Source organism: Comamonas fluminis (assembly GCF_019186805.1).
Lineage (GTDB): Bacteria > Pseudomonadota > Gammaproteobacteria > Burkholderiales > Burkholderiaceae_C > Comamonas > Comamonas fluminis.
Genome location: NZ_CP066783.1, coordinates 2,480,516 through 2,494,249 on the forward strand (window position 1 = coordinate 2,480,516; position 13,734 = coordinate 2,494,249).

Genomic DNA, 13,734 nt, shown 5'->3' on the forward strand with positions numbered 1-13,734 from the left:
CTCAATGAAATCACCTCCCAGCACAGAACATTCGTGCGGAAAGTGCTGCAAAATCAAGAGCATTTCGCCCCCAATTTCCTTGATGAATGTCAATTTTTGTCAACATTGGAAACGACTACAAACTGCTACCAGAACGCACAAAATAATTCATGGAGTGTTTGTTTTAAGCAACAATCAGCAAGCCTGAAAAGACCCTGGAACGCCTAGCGTGATTGGGCCCAACACCATCCCCCGCACCATGACCTGCTCCCACCACCTGCTCATCGTCTATCACACACTCACCGGCGGCAGCCTGCAGATGGCGCAGGCCGCCGCCGAAGGTGCGCAAATGGAATCAGGGGTCAATGTGCAACTGCTGCACGCCTCGCAGGCCAGTGCATCACACCTGCTGGGCGCGCAGGGCTATCTGTTTGCCACGCCGGAAAACCTGGCAGCCATCAGCGGCGTCATGAAGGATTTTTTTGACCGCAGCTACTACGGCGCGCTGGACCGTATTCAGGGCCGCCCCTATGCCAGCCTGATCTGCGCGGGCAGTGATGGGCACAATGCAGCCCGGCAGATGGAGCGCATCTGCACGGGCTGGCGGCTCAAGCCTGTGGCCGAGCCGCTGATTGTCTGCACCCATGCCCAGACGCCCGAAGCCATACTCGCGCCCAAACACATTCCCGAAGCCGAGCTTCAGCGCTGCCGCGAACTGGGCCAGTCCATGGCGGCAGGTCTGCTCATGGGAATCTTCTGACTTCACCCGCTTGCAGACCCCTTGATGACTTTTTCAACCACCGCCCTGCTGGGCGCTCTTCTGTGCGGCCTGCTTGCCCTGCTGCTGGCGCCGCTGGTGTTTCGCATTCCCCAGCGCCTGACCCAGCAATGGGTTCGTGAAATCAACGAATACACCGATATGGAGCTGAGCGGGTTGCAGCCTGAGGCCAGCCCCTTGAGCCGCCCGCAGGCCGCTCTGCTGATCGCCGCAGCTGCGCTGCTGAGCTATGCAGCGCTTGCCATCAAGGGCCTGAACCCCGAAGGGGTAGCGCTCAGCCTTTATTTTCTGGGCATGCTGCTACTGGTTGCTATCAATATCAAAGTTCTGCTGCTGCCCGATATCGTCGTGCAGCCCATGCTGTGGGCTGGTTTGCTCTACCACGCCTATGCAGGATCAGCTCCAGCGCATATCTATGGCGCTGCCATTGGCTATCTGGCCCCTTTTCTGCTGGCGCTGCTGATGCAGAAGCTGGCGCGCAGCGAGTTCCTGGGCCGAGGTGACTTCAAAGCCATGGCCATGGCGGGTGCCTGGCTTGGTGCAGCGGGCATGCCGCTGTTTTTTGCGGGCTTCGTCGCCGGTTTTGTGGTCTGGGCAACAGCGGTATGGCTGGCACGCAATAAAGCCCGCTGCTTTGTCAGCACCGGCCCCGCCCATCTGGCAGGCGCATTGACCGCGGTGTTCACCCCCTTGCTGGCATAAGCCAGCCAAAAAAATCCCGCAGGGCGCAGGCCTTGCGGGATTTCTTCTATCAGCCACGCATCAGCTTCACAGGCTTGCCGCGCTCCACCTGCCAGTGCTGCTGGCTGCGCTGGCGGGCCGATTGCTGCAGCCCTTCTTGCTGCCGCTGCGCCAGCTTCAGCGCAATCAGCTCACGCGCCAGGCGCTTGTTAGCGTGCTGGCTGCGCTCGGTCATCACTTTCACCGCAATGCCACTGCCCACATGCACGGCATGCACTGCCGAATCCGTGGTGTTGACATGCTGGCCGCCTTTGCCAGAGGCGCGGCAGGCCTGAAAGATGATTTCACCTTCGTGCGGCAGCGCCTCAGGAGCCTCGCAGCGCTGCACGGCCACAAACCAGTTCTTGCGCGGGTGATACGGCCTGAACGGGCTGGCAAACACCCATTGAATGGTGCCCAGCCATTCAGCCAGCCACAGCGGCATGGATTCCGCATCCACGCGCAGCAGCGCGGATTTGCAACCGGCTGCAGTGGGCAGCTCTTCCAGAATTTGCATGACCGTGCCCTCACGTTCGGCGCAGCGCAGCAGCTCTCGCAAAGTCAGGCGCGCAGCATGTTCGCACTCGGCAGGGCCATGCGCAGCCGTAATCTGAATCAGCAGCATTGCATGGCTCCTTTCTTGTACGTCAGCAACGGCTTCAGCCGTGCCACCAGCGTCAAAAGACCGGCTTCCTGCAAGCTGGCAACCACGCCATCCACATCTTTGTAGGCCTGCGGGGCTTCCTCGTAGATCAGCTCGCGGTCGGCGCAGACCACCGTGCTGTCAAAACGCGTCTGCTGCAGATCGGTCAGCGAAAACCTGGGCCTGAGCCTGCCCATGCAGTCCGAACGCGCCCATTTACGGCCCGCACCGTGGGCCAGCGAATGCAGAGCCTCGTCGCGGTCTGCGGCTGGGCGCACCAGATAGCTGTAGTCACCACGCGAGCCGGGAATGACCACCAACCCCTCATCGGCAGGCGTTGCGCCCTTGCGGTGCAAAAAGCCCTGCTGCCCGCGCCAGTCATGGCGCTGCACATGGTTGTGGCTGATATCCAGCACCTGACGCAGCTCCACCCGCAAGGCCTTGGCCATGCGCTGCGCAATCATGCGGCGGTTGAGCTGGGCATAGGCAATCGCCGCCTCGTGCTGCTGCCAGTAGGCGTCAGCCTCGGGGCTGGCTGCGGCCAGACCTCCGTGGTTGAAACGCTCTACATGCTCACGCAAGATGGCACCGCCCAGCCCGCGCGAGCCGCTATGCACCATCAGATAAACGCACTTTTTATCCAGCGCACTCTCTTCATAGAGTGTGTCCACAGCCTGCAGCTCGGCAAAGTGATTGCCCCCGCCAATCGTGCCCAGGCTTTGCAGCAAGGCATCGGCCGTGGCCACGCCGCTGCGCTGCGCCAGCGCCTGCAAACCGGCCCTATCGACCTCGTCCAGCAAGACCCCGGGCAGCGGCCCGTCAATCACGCCCAGCGCTTTTTCCAGCTTGCTGGGCGATGTCTTGTGCGCCTTCAGGCTGGTGGCGTGCAGCGCCATGCCACAGCCAATATCGCCGCCGACCAGTGCCGGATAAAAGCGTTCTGTTGAAAAAAATGCAGCCCCCACCGGATAGCCGCGCCCCGGGTGCAGATCAGGCAGCCCGACGGCTGCACGAATGCCCTGCAAATTGCGGGCGGTGGTGTGGAGTTGCTCGATGGCAGCGCTTTCCATCCAGACGCTGCGGTTGGCGAACACCTGAACATAGGTGTCCATCAAAGAATTGCCCATTGATTGGCCTTTGAATCAAACGTGTCTTGAACGGCTGCGCACGGCGCAGCCGCGAGGTGCATGAAGACATGCAGCAGTCGCAAAACGTCTGATTCAAAGCGTCTGAATCAAAGCAACGCGCAGCAAACAGCCTGCCTGCTTGGGGCAAGGTATCTAGCTGCAGCGTGAAAAAAGGCGCTAAAGGCTCAGGCGTTCACGGCTGCAAAGGGCGTTGTCAGATGGGACATGGCTTTCTCCTTTGCGTGAATAGGGATGGTGGCGCTGCAGCGCAGTGAAAACGGCTGCAGGCTTGAAGGTTGGCGATTCTAGGGACGAGCCATTGCCAAAGCAAATGCTTCGCCTGCATTTCAGCTGCATCTGTGGCTTGTTGCATACAGTGTGCAGCCAGCCCGAATTACTACGGTATTCATAGCTAGCAGCGCAATACAGACAATCACCAGAGGCCATTCACACCAAATATTGCAACTCACTTGCGCTGGCAAGCCTGCCCGGCGGGCGATCTCCACTACCATCAAAACCCTGTACTTCACGCCTTCCTCAGCATGAGCGAACAGCCTCAATCTCAGAACCCTCAGCCCCCTCAGAGCCTGACCTTGCAGCAACTGCTGGCCCATACCCTGGCCGAGCTGGGCATTGAAACTCAGGAACAAAGCGAGCGCCTGCTGCTGGACGACGGCCTGCAACTGGCGCCGCATATGGTGGACATGGCCGCGCAGTCCAATGGCAGCTGGCGCACCAGCACGGTGATAGAGGTCTATCACCCGCTGATCGAAGATGTGCTGTTTGAGTATCAGCACAGCGCAGGCGCCTCGCAGCTGGCCGCACTGCATGAGGGCTTCAACACCTGGGCGCGCATGGATCTGGTCACGCTGCGCGATGCCGTGCAACCCGAGCTGGAGCGCCCATCGCTGGGCCTGGGATATACCGATGAAGCCACGGGCGAGGCCTATCAGCGCCAGGTGGTGCTGGGCCCAACCGGGCACTATCAGCAGCAGCCGCCTGAAGAGAAAAAGGCTTGCCCCATCCATGCAGGCAGCGAGGATGAGAGCGCAGAGGAAGAAACAGAAACAGAAGCCGAAGAAAGCGAGCACGACTTCTGCCCCTGCTGCCTGTTTACCAACAGCATGCAAGCCTTCGCCGATCTGCTCAAAAGCCGCGAATTTCTGGGCGTGCGCCTGTATGCCGCCCGCGATGCGCAAGGCGAAGTCAGCGCCGATTGCCGTGTTAACGGCCATGACTTTCCAGCAGCCCTGCCCTATCTGCAGGCCTATGCGCAAAGCTGGCCGCAGGCGGGGCTGGAGTTTCGCAAGCAGTACGTCATCATCCGTAACCAGCCCTAATGAACAGCGCCCAGTTGAGCCGAATCCTTACCGTGCTGGCCGAGATGCAGGCGGGCGACTGTGATGCCGCACAACTGGCCGATGCGCTGCGCGGCAATGTCCGGGCCATGGAAGGTCTGCCCTACGACCCACGGCGGCAACTGGAATATCTGGCCGATGCTTTGCAGCAAGCAGCCGAGCTGCAAGCCGATGGTTTTGAATCAGCCTTGCCAGATTTACTGAAGCAACTGCAGCAATGGCTGCACGCCTATGAACAGTCAACCCCCTCACTCTGACCTGGCGGCCATGCAAGCCGCCCAGCGCCAGCGCACCCTGAACGCCTTGCTTCAGGTCACTGCGGGGCAGGCGGATGTCTGCTGCGCCCCACTCAATGGCTTTGGCATGTTTGGCTGGGTCTACGAAGGCGGCGCCAGCACGGGGGATGGCAGTGCCGTCATGCAAGGAGATCTGAACTACGGACTGCACTATCTGGGCCACATGATGGATCAGGGCTTTGAGACCGCTTTTGCCGTGGTGCAAAGCAGCCAGCCGCTGCTGGTTTGTCTCAAGACCTGGGAGCCCGGCGAGCCAGAACCCGAATGGCCCGCGCAGAACTGGAGCCAGATTTACCGCCACGCACAGGAGGACAGCCATGGCTTTTGACCTCATGGTGGGCACCGGCTTTCGGGTGAAAGACCGGCCCAGCATCGTCGGCGCCATTGAACTTGATGAGCTGCCGGAGTTCAGCCGGCTGCTCAAGCGCTCTGACTCGTTCTTTCTGCACCGTATCTCCAACCTGTTTGACGACCAGCAGTTTTCGCTGGCCGAAGTCGATCAGGCGCTGGGCGATTTGCTGCCGCTGCTGACCCAGGCCATGCCGGATGCCGAGCGCGCCCTGCTGCACAAGCTGATTGCGGTGCTGGCTTTTGCCCAGCGCCAGCAGTTGCCGCTGTTCGGTGTAGCCGACTGATGCATACAGCAGAAAAAACAGCCATAACCACCCCAAACCCATCATATATAAGCGCTAGCAGCTATCAAATTTGATAACTCATTCGCTCCAGATTTCTGTACACCACCGTATGAGCAAGAAAAACTATTTCGTCTTTCACGAGATCGCCCAGGACCCCAAGGTTCAGGCTTTGTTCGACAGCGCTGTGGCCCAGATTGCCAGCGGCAATTCATCTAGGCTCAACAAGCACTACCCCATCGGCGTGATGGTGGATGGCCAGAAGCTGCTGGGCAGCTCGGTGATGGAGTACCGGCTGAGCCAGGAAAGCCTGACCGACTTTCATTACGAGCAGTTGCGCGACTTCTGCGAAAAAATGCGCCTGCTGCTGGGCTGGAACGAGATCGACTATCAGCTGCGCCAATGGGTGGAGCAAAACCTGCGCGATCCTTTCTTCTTCGACGAAGCCGATGACTTCATCTACAAGGAATGGAAGCTCAAGCCGGACGTTGGCCCCATCCAGCTGCCAGAGGAAGCGTTCCGCTTTGCCTGCGATATCGCCATCAGCTACCTCAAATACGGCCCCAGCTATGCCAGCGTCACGGCCAACGAGATTTTTGACTGGGTGACGCAGCTGGGCTCTGACCTGCCAGCGCAGCTCAAAAAGCACGGCACGGGCGATCTGCCCAAGGCGCTGGCGCAATGGAAGGGACAGGGTGCCAGTGCCACGGCCAACGACGCGCTGGCCGTGATTCGCATTACCCAGAAAGAGGAAAGCGAAGCCGCCTATGGCCAGGTGCTGGACTATCTGACTGAGCTGCTGAGCACCACCAGCTTCCCCCGCTCGTATGCGATTGAGTTTCGCGGGCCAGCCAAGACGTTTCTGCCCATCAAGGGCCTGCCCAAAAAAGGTGTGCACCAGCTCTTTGCCAGCGCCGCGGCCTACCCCGGCCTGCACGAAAAAATGGCGGCCTATGCGCGTGCCGCCATCAGCGAATTCGACTGGTACCAGAACCTGGAAGGCGAAGACTGCGCCATGCCCGGCAGCTTTGCCGTGTTTGCGCTGGCGCTGGCAGACACGCGGTTTGCACCGCTGGTGCTGGACTATCTGCACACCGTAGATGGAGAGCACCAGTCCCTGCACGGCCAATTTGTCGAGGCCTATATCGACCAGCATGGCTTTACCGAAACCGCCATCGCTTACCTGCTGGCCTGCGCGGGCAATATCCAGCACCTGCGCCACCGCAAAACCTACCCGGCGCTGATGGCCAATGCGGCCAGCCTCGGCGCTTTGCTGAAGGCGCGCCAGCAGCACATCAGCGATACCCCCTCGGCCAATGCCGCCCTGCGCGCTGCGCTGGAAAGCCGCAGTGCGGCGGAATCTGCCTTTCAGGAAGCGCGCAACACGCTGTGGGGAGAGGCCGCCAGCAAGGATGGCGGCAAACGCCTGATCAGCGAAGCCACGCCAGAGCTGCGCACGCTGTATGAGCAGCTGTTTGCACCTATTGCGGCGCCCATTGCTGCGCGCAAGCTGCCCTGACTCATATCAACCGCCCCGAGCGTTCCATCAGCCATTGCATTCGCGCAGCGGATCAAAGCCGGTCTTGTCCTTTTCTGAAATCGCCCGCAGGACTTTGCAAGGCACGCCTGCGGCAATCACCATGGGCGCAATATCGGCAGTCACCACGCTGCCAGAGCCGATGATGGTTCCTTCGCCAATCGTCACGCCGGGGTTGATGTGCACGCCCGCACCAATCCAGACGCGGTGACCAATCCGAACCGGCTTGGCAAAGCAGGCACCCGCAGCGCGCTCCAGCGGGTCTATGGCGTGGTTGGAGGTGTAGATGCCCACACGCGGGGCCAGCAGCACATGGTCGCCGATATAGATGCCGCCGCCGTCCAGCATCACGCAGTCAAAGTTGGCGTAGAAGTTGTCGCCAATATGGATATTGCGGCCGAACTCGCAGCGAAACGTGGGCTCGAAATGCACGTTTTTCCCCACGCTTCCCAGCAGCCGCTTCAAGATCGCCTCCCTCTGGGCACCGGTCTGCGCAAAGGAATGGTTGTACTCATTGGTCAGCAGCACGGCGCTTTGGCGCGCTGCTATCAGCTCGGCACTGAGGTCGTTGTACATGCGCCCGCTGCGGATATGGGCAAACTGGGTTTCGAGATCAGGCATCGCGCTGGCATCCTTGAGAATTTTCAATAACCATAGCGCAACTCGCTTGCCAGCACTGGGCTTCAAGGTCTTTTGATGGATTGCGCTGGCTTATGTCAGGTTCAAACCGCCATCCGAAAGCAGGATTTCGCCGGTCAGATAGCTGGATGCCACCAGCATGGACACCGCCTGTGCAATGTCCTCAGGGCTGGCTGCGCGCCGCATGGGAGAGCGCTCTCGCCACAAGGCCTGCGCAGCCGTCCAGTCGGCCGTCAAAGGCGTATCAACCAGCCCGGGCGCCACGGCGTTCACACGAATTTCCGGCGCCAGCGAAACGGCAAGCAAGCGCGTGGTGTGATTGAGCGCCGCCTTGGTCGCGGCATAGGGAATGGAAGCGCCCTTGGGCCGCACCCCGGCGTGCGAGCTGACATTGATCACGCAGGCGGGCGTGCCCGAAGCGGCCGAGGCCCGCAGCGCGGGTTCAGCCTCGGCCACAATGCGAAACGGTGCAATCACGTTGACCTCATGCAGCTCGCGCCAGATATCGGGGGTGGCGGCCTGCAGATCGGCATGCGGCAGCACGCGGCTAATGCCTGCGTTGTTCACCACCACATCCAGCCGCCCCCATTGCGCCACGGCTTGCTGCACCAGCCGCACCCGGTCTGCATCCACCGCCAGATCCGCCTGAATATAGACAGCCTGCCCCAGCTCCCGCGCCAGGGCTGCGCCCACCTCGACCGAGCTGCGTGAATGCAAGACGACGGCGTAACCATCCTTTGACAGGCGGCGCGCAATCGCCTCGCCAATGCCAGAAGTGGAACCTGTGACCAGAGCAACGCGTTGGGGTGAATGCATCGAAATCAAAACTTGTTCAAAGACTTGCAATGTAGCCGCACCCGGCGTTGCACCTGGTTCACCTATTGCGGCTGGCAGCGGGCCTGCAACTGATGCCGCAGCACTTTGCCACTGGCATTGCGCGGCAGCTCATCGACAAAGACAAACTGCTGGGGAATTTTGTAGGCCGCCAGCCTTTGCGCCAGATGGGCCTGCAGCAGCGCTTGGGCAATAGGCGTGCCGCTGCGTGGCACAACGGCCATCACCAGTTTTTCGCCCAGCCGGTCATCCGGCACGCTAAAAGCTGCGGCATCGGCCACCTCTGCCATCTCCACCATCGCAGATTCGACCTCTGAGCACGAAATGTTTTCGCCGCCCGAGATGACGATGTTCTTCTTGCGGTCCACCACATGCAGATAGCCATGCGCATCCAGCCGCCCGATATCGCCGCTTCTGAGCCAGCCGCCCTGCAGCATGTCTGCCGTGGCTTCCTCCAGCCCGCAATACTGGCTCATCAGCATCGCGCCGCCAATCAGCACTTCGCCCTCCTGGTTCGGCGCCACAACCTCACCCAGCTCATCCACAATCTGGATATCGACAGAAGGTAGCACCCGCCCGGCAGCAGTCAGGTGCCGGGCCAGCTCATCGCCGCCAATGGCGCAGATCGTGCCGCCGCACTCCGTCATGCCATAGCCAATGCCCAGCACCGCATCGGGGAAGGCGCTGGCAATGTCCTTGAGCAGGCCTGGCGCAAACACCTGGCCGCCCGCACCGATCGACAGCAGCGATTGCAGCCTGTGGCCGCCCCGGTCCAGGCGCAGCAAATCCCAGTACATGGCAGGCGCACCGGCAAAGGCGGCGACCTTTTCCTGCTCGATCAGCGCCAGCGCGGTTTCGGCATTCCATCTGGACAGCAGCACCACCTTGGCGCCACGCATCAGCCCCGACAGAAACACGGCATAGCAGCCGCTGACGTGAAAGAGCGGAAACGCCAGCAAAGACGCCGATTGCTGGTGGGCCGTATCGGCAAAAATGGCGCTGCCGCGCCTGGCGGCAATATGCTGGGCCATCAGCGCGCCGGAAAGCTGAATGTGCATGAGCGCAGTCATGACCGCACGCTGGTCAAACAGCGCCGCTTTGGAGCGCCCCGTGGTGCCAGAGGTAAACATGATGAGCGCATCGTCCTCCGGGCGCATGGCCACAGGCTCAAGCTGGGCGTTTTCCCAGCCTTTGCTTGCCTCTGCAAAATCGATATGGCTTGCATCCAGCCCTGCTTCATCGCTCACCACAATCATGGTGCGGCCAGCGCATGCGCCCAGTTGCTGCGCGCGGCGTGCATCGGCCAGAACCACCGTGGTCTGGGTGTCATCCAGCGCCTGCGCCAGCTCGGGCACCGATCCCCGGCTGTTGACCAGCACCGCCGTCGCGCCCATGGCGGTGACGGCTATAAAGGCAATCATCCATTCCGGGCGGTTGCTCATGACAATCGCAATGCGCTGGCCTTGCGGGGGCTTGTTTGCACTCAGCTCTTTGAGAAATGCCCCCAGCGCTGCGGCTTTGCCCAGCACTTCGGCATAGCTCAGTTGCGCGCCTTCGCTAACGATCATGGTGCGCGGCGCAAACTGGGCGGCCATGCGGTAGATATCCGCAAAGCTTTGCGGCCCGTTGCAGAACACGCGCCGTGCAAAGCCCCGAATGGTCTGGGTCTGCATCTCAAAAGGCGCACCGGATGCCGTCAGCGTGGCCAGCAGCGCATCGCCGCTGCGGCGCAGGGAATGATCGTCCATGGGGTTCTCCACTTGGGTGGTTTCAGTGTTCATCACTGCGCTCATGGCGTGATACCGGATGCCTGACGCGGCTCGCACGCCCCGCCCAGCCGCCCTGCGCTGAGGTTCAGGCCACGCAGAAGCGCATTGCGCAAGTCCCGGGGGTCGATGATGTCGTCATAGACCATGCGGTCTGCAATCTGGTAGGAGCCGCCCAGTTGCTCGGCCTCAATCCGGGCCCGCGTGGCCTCATCGAGCTTGGATGAATCTGCGCTGCTGGCAACGGGGGACGAGCCCAGCGTGACCGCCGGAAACGCCAGGCTCAGCGTCTGCCCGTCAAACGGGTTCATGGCCATGATGGACGAGCCAAAGCCAAAGGCCTTGCGCAGGGTGACATGCAGCTTGGGCACGCGCAGGCGGCGCTGCGCCACAAACATGCGGGCAGCATGGCGCAGCGCGCCCGACTGCTCGGCCCTTGTGCCGCCCATTACGCCGGGGTTGTCGGCCAGAAAGATCACCGGCAGATGAAACGCGCCCGCCACATCCATGAAATGCGTGGCCTTGTCTGCTCCATCGGCGTCAATCGTGCCAGCCATCACGCTGGGGTCGTTGGCCACAATGGCCACGCTGTGGCCACCCAGCCGCGCCAGCGCCACCACCACCGAGGCGCCAAACTTGGGCTGAATCTCCAGCAAGCTGCCCTCGTCCACCATCAGCTCCAGCACCCTGCGCATGCGATAGGGCCTGCGAGAGTTGGGGCTGACCATGTCCAGAATGGCATCCAGCCTGCGCTCGCCCACATCACCCTCGGTCTTGCGCGCGGGTCGCTCCCAGGCATTGAGCGGGAAGTACGACAGATAGCGCCGCGCCAGGTCAATGGCCGCCTCGTCATCTGCACACAGGTTGTGCGCCACGCCGGATACCGCCACATGCACCTGCGGACCGCCCAGCTGTTCCTTGGTCACCACCTCGCCTGTAGCGGCCTTGACCAGCGGCGGGCCTGCGGCAAACATGGACGAGTTCTCAGTCATCACCACAAAGTCCGACATGGGCGCCGTCAGCGCGCCATGGCCTGCGGCTGCGCCCATGACTAGGCAGACAATCGGCACCTGACCCGACAGATCGGCCAGCCCCTGAAGATCATTGGGGCGGCGGCCCGCATGGGAATTGGTCAGCCGATGGCCAGCACCTTCCAGCATGAAGATCAGCGGCACCCGCTCCTGCGCGGCCAGCTGGGTCAGGCGGTAGCGCTTGTCCGCTGCGCCGTCGCCAATAGAGCCACCCAGCACCGTGAAGTCTTCAGCCGCCGCCAGCGCGGGGCGGCCATCGATCTCGCCAAAGCCTGCCACCAGCGCATCGGCGGGCACGGGCGCCTGACCATCGCCCGCCATGCTGCCGACAAAAGCGCCCAGCTCCACAAAGCTGCCCATGTCAAACAGTTGCATCAGCCGCTGGCGCGCATCCTGCTTGCCGCTGCTGCGGTGGCGCTGCACCCGCTCCTCGCCCCCCATGGCCTGCGCAGCTTCGCGGCGCTGCTGCAGGTTCTGCAAGATGGCGCCCCACTCCTCATGTTCCGTACCCATTGCTCTGTCTCCGTTGTCGTTGTATGGCGGGCTTTCCGCACAGATGTAGTCAATGACTACAGTCGCTTTTTATACAATGTGACAACTTGCGTCAAGCGATGTTCTAAGGAGACGGCATTGGATATTTCGGAAGACGGCCCAGACCCAGCCACCATGAAGGCCAAGCCCATGGGGGCGACCGAGGTGCGCCAGTCCATCCTCGACGCAGCCCTCAAACTCATGAGCAAGCAAGGCAATACCGACGTGGCCTTGCGCGAGATTGCACGCGAAGCCAATGTCAACCACGGCCTGGTGCACCGCCACTTCGGTACCCGCCAGGATGTGCTGATCGCGGCGCTGCAGCGCCACTCCGAAATCGGGGCCGACTATCTGCAGGACGCCGCCAATATCGACACCGCCATCGACAAGCTCTGGTCGCACCCCAATATGACGGAGAGCGCCAGGCTGATGGCCAGCGCCCTGCTGGGCGGTGTGTCGCCGCAATCCATTGCCGAAGGCCATGCCCTGCGCAAGCTGGAGCAACTGCTGCAAGCCGGTGATGCCAGCGCAAGCCCGGCCGAAACCACGGCCCGCGCCGTAGCGCTGTCATGCCTGACTCTGGGCTGGGGCGTGTTTGGCCACTACCTCACCGCCGTGGCGCAGGATTCAGACCCTGAGCAATTGCGCGCCAATGTGCTGGAGGTGCTGCATGCAATGGCTCGCCCGCCGCAGGTCAGCGGCAGCTAGCAAAACATTCAAAAGCCAGCGCTGGCGCGCTCTCTGCGCAAAACCACCCGGTACTTCTGGGCCAGCTTGCGGTCATCAAACTGCTCGTGCACGGCCACCAGCTTTTCCAGCAAATTCCAGTGCATGTTTTTCATGCCCATGGTCAGTGATTTGGCCCAGGCGTAGACCTGCGCGGCGGCGTCCTGATGGGATTCTTTGGCCGCCAGCACAAAGTCCAGATATTGCTCCGCAATAAACCGACCCATTCCCAGCCTGCGCCAGTCCTTGAAATGGTGCTTCAAAGATTGCAGCGCTTCGATGCAGCTCAGGGCCTGCGGCAAATCGCCGTTTTGCAGATGCAGGCCCACCAGTTCTTTGAGCCGGGACGCTCGATTCCAGTCCTGGGTCTCCAACGCCAGCAAAGCCCGCTGGGCTTCAATCATGCCGCCCAGACAGTTGAGGCTGCGCTGCCAGGAAAGCCATTGGCTCCAGCCTTCGGCCGTTGGCTCAAAGGCTGTAGCGTGCCACTCGTGAACCTTGCTTTCGGCCAGTTCGTGCTCACCCAGTTCCAGCAGAAACTCAACCTCAGCGCCCAGACTGCGAAACACGATTTCGTCGGGATAGCGACGGCTCTGCCGCGCCCGCCATTGCTCAAGGTCTTGCTCTGAAATTTTGCATTGCTCAGGCCTTGTGCCCAGATAGTCATAAAAGGCCTCGCGCAGATCGCCATCCAGCAGCGCTGCAGCGGCATAGCTTTGCGCAATGCCCGCGCTGGCCAGATATTCCACATCCAGCCCGCAGTGCGTATCGAAATTGGCACGCTTGGCGTTGATAAACAGCGGCAAGTGCCGGGTATCTTGATAGCGGGCCAGCAGGCTGCAAGCCAGCTCCAGCGTGGGGTACAGGCCTTGAAACGCTTCCATGCGGTGGCGCTCTGTTTCAGCCTGCAGCAAGGGCACCAGCAAGGCTTCGTCACCCGCCTCACGGCTGCATTGCAGTGCCAGCAGCAGGCGATAGCGCTTGGCTTCGTGCGCGTCATACCGACCGCCATCTGCGGTGGTCACGGGTCCAAAAAGATAAGCGTCCAGTGATTGCTGCCCCTGGCGAATGGCTTTCAGATGTTCAAAGTATTCGTTCAGCAATTGCATGGGTGGCCTTTCCAATACGTCTGGCTGG

Annotated in this window: 15 protein-coding genes; 8 read left to right on the forward strand and 7 right to left on the reverse strand. The window is 61.4% G+C overall.

The features are described 5' to 3' along the window. Positions 1–238: 238 nt before the first annotated feature. Both JDW18_RS11695 and JDW18_RS11700 read left to right on the forward strand, forming a co-directional pair. Positions 239–739, forward strand: coding sequence for a flavodoxin family protein (locus JDW18_RS11695; protein ID WP_218243871.1), 501 nt, complete (start codon positions 239–241; stop codon positions 737–739). Positions 740–763: 24 nt separating this feature from the next. Next, positions 764–1,459 carry a prepilin peptidase gene (locus JDW18_RS11700; protein WP_218239637.1) on the forward strand — a complete coding sequence of 232 codons (696 nt, stop codon included), beginning with the start codon at positions 764–766 and terminating at the stop codon, positions 1,457–1,459. Positions 1,460–1,508: 49 nt separating this feature from the next. Here JDW18_RS11700 and prfH read toward each other — a convergent pair whose 3' ends face one another. Next, the gene (prfH, locus tag JDW18_RS11705; protein ID WP_218239638.1) at positions 1,509–2,102 is read right to left on the reverse strand and encodes a peptide chain release factor H; all 594 of its coding nucleotides are present in this window, start codon (positions 2,100–2,102) and stop codon (positions 1,509–1,511) included. Next, on the reverse strand, positions 2,093–3,247 hold the full coding sequence (locus tag JDW18_RS11710; protein ID WP_218239639.1) for an RNA ligase RtcB family protein: 1,155 nt from the start codon (positions 3,245–3,247) through the stop codon (positions 2,093–2,095). The genes prfH and JDW18_RS11710 overlap by 10 nt, the downstream gene beginning before the upstream one ends. 542 nt (positions 3,248–3,789) lie before the next feature. On the opposite strand from JDW18_RS11710, the gene JDW18_RS11715 reads away from it, so the two are divergent. The 5 genes from JDW18_RS11715 to JDW18_RS11735 all read left to right on the forward strand — a co-directional run bounded on the left by JDW18_RS11715 (position 3,790) and on the right by JDW18_RS11735 (position 7,052). After that, positions 3,790–4,587: a DUF6348 family protein gene (locus JDW18_RS11715; protein WP_218239640.1), complete on the forward strand. Its 798-nt coding sequence runs from the start codon at positions 3,790–3,792 to the stop codon at positions 4,585–4,587. Positions 4,588–4,601: 14 nt separating this feature from the next. Further along, complete coding sequence (locus JDW18_RS11720) at positions 4,602–4,862, forward strand: hypothetical protein (protein WP_218239641.1); 261 nt, start codon at positions 4,602–4,604, stop codon at positions 4,860–4,862. Beyond that, positions 4,837–5,229 carry a hypothetical protein gene (locus JDW18_RS11725; RefSeq protein ID WP_218239642.1) on the forward strand — a complete coding sequence of 131 codons (393 nt, stop codon included), beginning with the start codon at positions 4,837–4,839 and terminating at the stop codon, positions 5,227–5,229. The genes JDW18_RS11720 and JDW18_RS11725 overlap by 26 nt, the downstream gene beginning before the upstream one ends. Further along, positions 5,219–5,536: a hypothetical protein gene (locus tag JDW18_RS11730; RefSeq protein ID WP_218239643.1), complete on the forward strand. Its 318-nt coding sequence runs from the start codon at positions 5,219–5,221 to the stop codon at positions 5,534–5,536. Before JDW18_RS11725 ends, JDW18_RS11730 begins: the two co-directional genes overlap by 11 nt. 109 nt (positions 5,537–5,645) lie before the next feature. Beyond that, the gene (locus JDW18_RS11735; RefSeq protein WP_218239644.1) at positions 5,646–7,052 is read left to right on the forward strand and encodes a DUF6138 family protein; all 1,407 of its coding nucleotides are present in this window, start codon (positions 5,646–5,648) and stop codon (positions 7,050–7,052) included. Between the two features lie 27 nt (positions 7,053–7,079). Here JDW18_RS11735 and JDW18_RS11740 read toward each other — a convergent pair whose 3' ends face one another. From JDW18_RS11740 to JDW18_RS11755, 4 genes are all read right to left on the reverse strand, one after another. Then, on the reverse strand, positions 7,080–7,691 hold the full coding sequence (locus JDW18_RS11740; protein WP_218239645.1) for a sugar O-acetyltransferase: 612 nt from the start codon (positions 7,689–7,691) through the stop codon (positions 7,080–7,082). A gap of 90 nt (positions 7,692–7,781) precedes the next feature. Further along, the gene (locus tag JDW18_RS11745) at positions 7,782–8,525 is read right to left on the reverse strand and encodes an SDR family NAD(P)-dependent oxidoreductase (RefSeq protein ID WP_218239646.1); all 744 of its coding nucleotides are present in this window, start codon (positions 8,523–8,525) and stop codon (positions 7,782–7,784) included. Between the two features lie 62 nt (positions 8,526–8,587). Beyond that, positions 8,588–10,324, reverse strand: coding sequence for a class I adenylate-forming enzyme family protein (locus JDW18_RS11750; RefSeq protein WP_218239647.1), 1,737 nt, complete (start codon positions 10,322–10,324; stop codon positions 8,588–8,590). An 8-nt stretch (positions 10,325–10,332) separates the two neighbouring features. After that, positions 10,333–11,853, reverse strand: a complete 1,521-nt coding sequence (locus tag JDW18_RS11755) for an acyl-CoA carboxylase subunit beta (RefSeq protein WP_218239648.1) — start codon at positions 11,851–11,853, stop codon at positions 10,333–10,335. 117 nt (positions 11,854–11,970) lie between these two features. On the opposite strand from JDW18_RS11755, the gene JDW18_RS11760 reads away from it, so the two are divergent. After that, on the forward strand, positions 11,971–12,579 hold the full coding sequence (locus tag JDW18_RS11760; RefSeq protein ID WP_218239649.1) for a TetR/AcrR family transcriptional regulator: 609 nt from the start codon (positions 11,971–11,973) through the stop codon (positions 12,577–12,579). Between the two features lie 8 nt (positions 12,580–12,587). Here the strand turns inward: JDW18_RS11760 and JDW18_RS11765 are convergent, their stop codons facing one another. Further along, positions 12,588–13,706, reverse strand: coding sequence for a hypothetical protein (locus tag JDW18_RS11765; protein WP_218239650.1), 1,119 nt, complete (start codon positions 13,704–13,706; stop codon positions 12,588–12,590). Positions 13,707–13,734 lie beyond the last annotated feature (28 nt).

Coding starts and splice junctions, on each gene's coding strand:
- JDW18_RS11700 (WP_218239637.1), top strand. CDS start 764: ATGACTTTTTCAACCACCGCCCTGCTGGGCGCTCTTCTGTGCGGCCTG.
- JDW18_RS11730 (WP_218239643.1), top strand. CDS start 5,219: ATGGCTTTTGACCTCATGGTGGGCACCGGCTTTCGGGTGAAAGACCGG.
- JDW18_RS11735 (WP_218239644.1), top strand. CDS start 5,646: ATGAGCAAGAAAAACTATTTCGTCTTTCACGAGATCGCCCAGGACCCC.
- JDW18_RS11695 (WP_218243871.1), top strand. CDS start 239: ATGACCTGCTCCCACCACCTGCTCATCGTCTATCACACACTCACCGGC.
- JDW18_RS11740 (WP_218239645.1), bottom strand. CDS start 7,691: ATGCCTGATCTCGAAACCCAGTTTGCCCATATCCGCAGCGGGCGCATG.
- JDW18_RS11715 (WP_218239640.1), top strand. CDS start 3,790: ATGAGCGAACAGCCTCAATCTCAGAACCCTCAGCCCCCTCAGAGCCTG.
- JDW18_RS11745 (WP_218239646.1), bottom strand. CDS start 8,525: ATGCATTCACCCCAACGCGTTGCTCTGGTCACAGGTTCCACTTCTGGC.
- JDW18_RS11725 (WP_218239642.1), top strand. CDS start 4,837: ATGAACAGTCAACCCCCTCACTCTGACCTGGCGGCCATGCAAGCCGCC.
- JDW18_RS11765 (WP_218239650.1), bottom strand. CDS start 13,706: ATGCAATTGCTGAACGAATACTTTGAACATCTGAAAGCCATTCGCCAG.
- JDW18_RS11750 (WP_218239647.1), bottom strand. CDS start 10,324: ATGAACACTGAAACCACCCAAGTGGAGAACCCCATGGACGATCATTCC.
- JDW18_RS11755 (WP_218239648.1), bottom strand. CDS start 11,853: ATGGGTACGGAACATGAGGAGTGGGGCGCCATCTTGCAGAACCTGCAG.
- JDW18_RS11710 (WP_218239639.1), bottom strand. CDS start 3,247: ATGGGCAATTCTTTGATGGACACCTATGTTCAGGTGTTCGCCAACCGC.
- prfH (WP_218239638.1), bottom strand. CDS start 2,102: ATGCTGCTGATTCAGATTACGGCTGCGCATGGCCCTGCCGAGTGCGAA.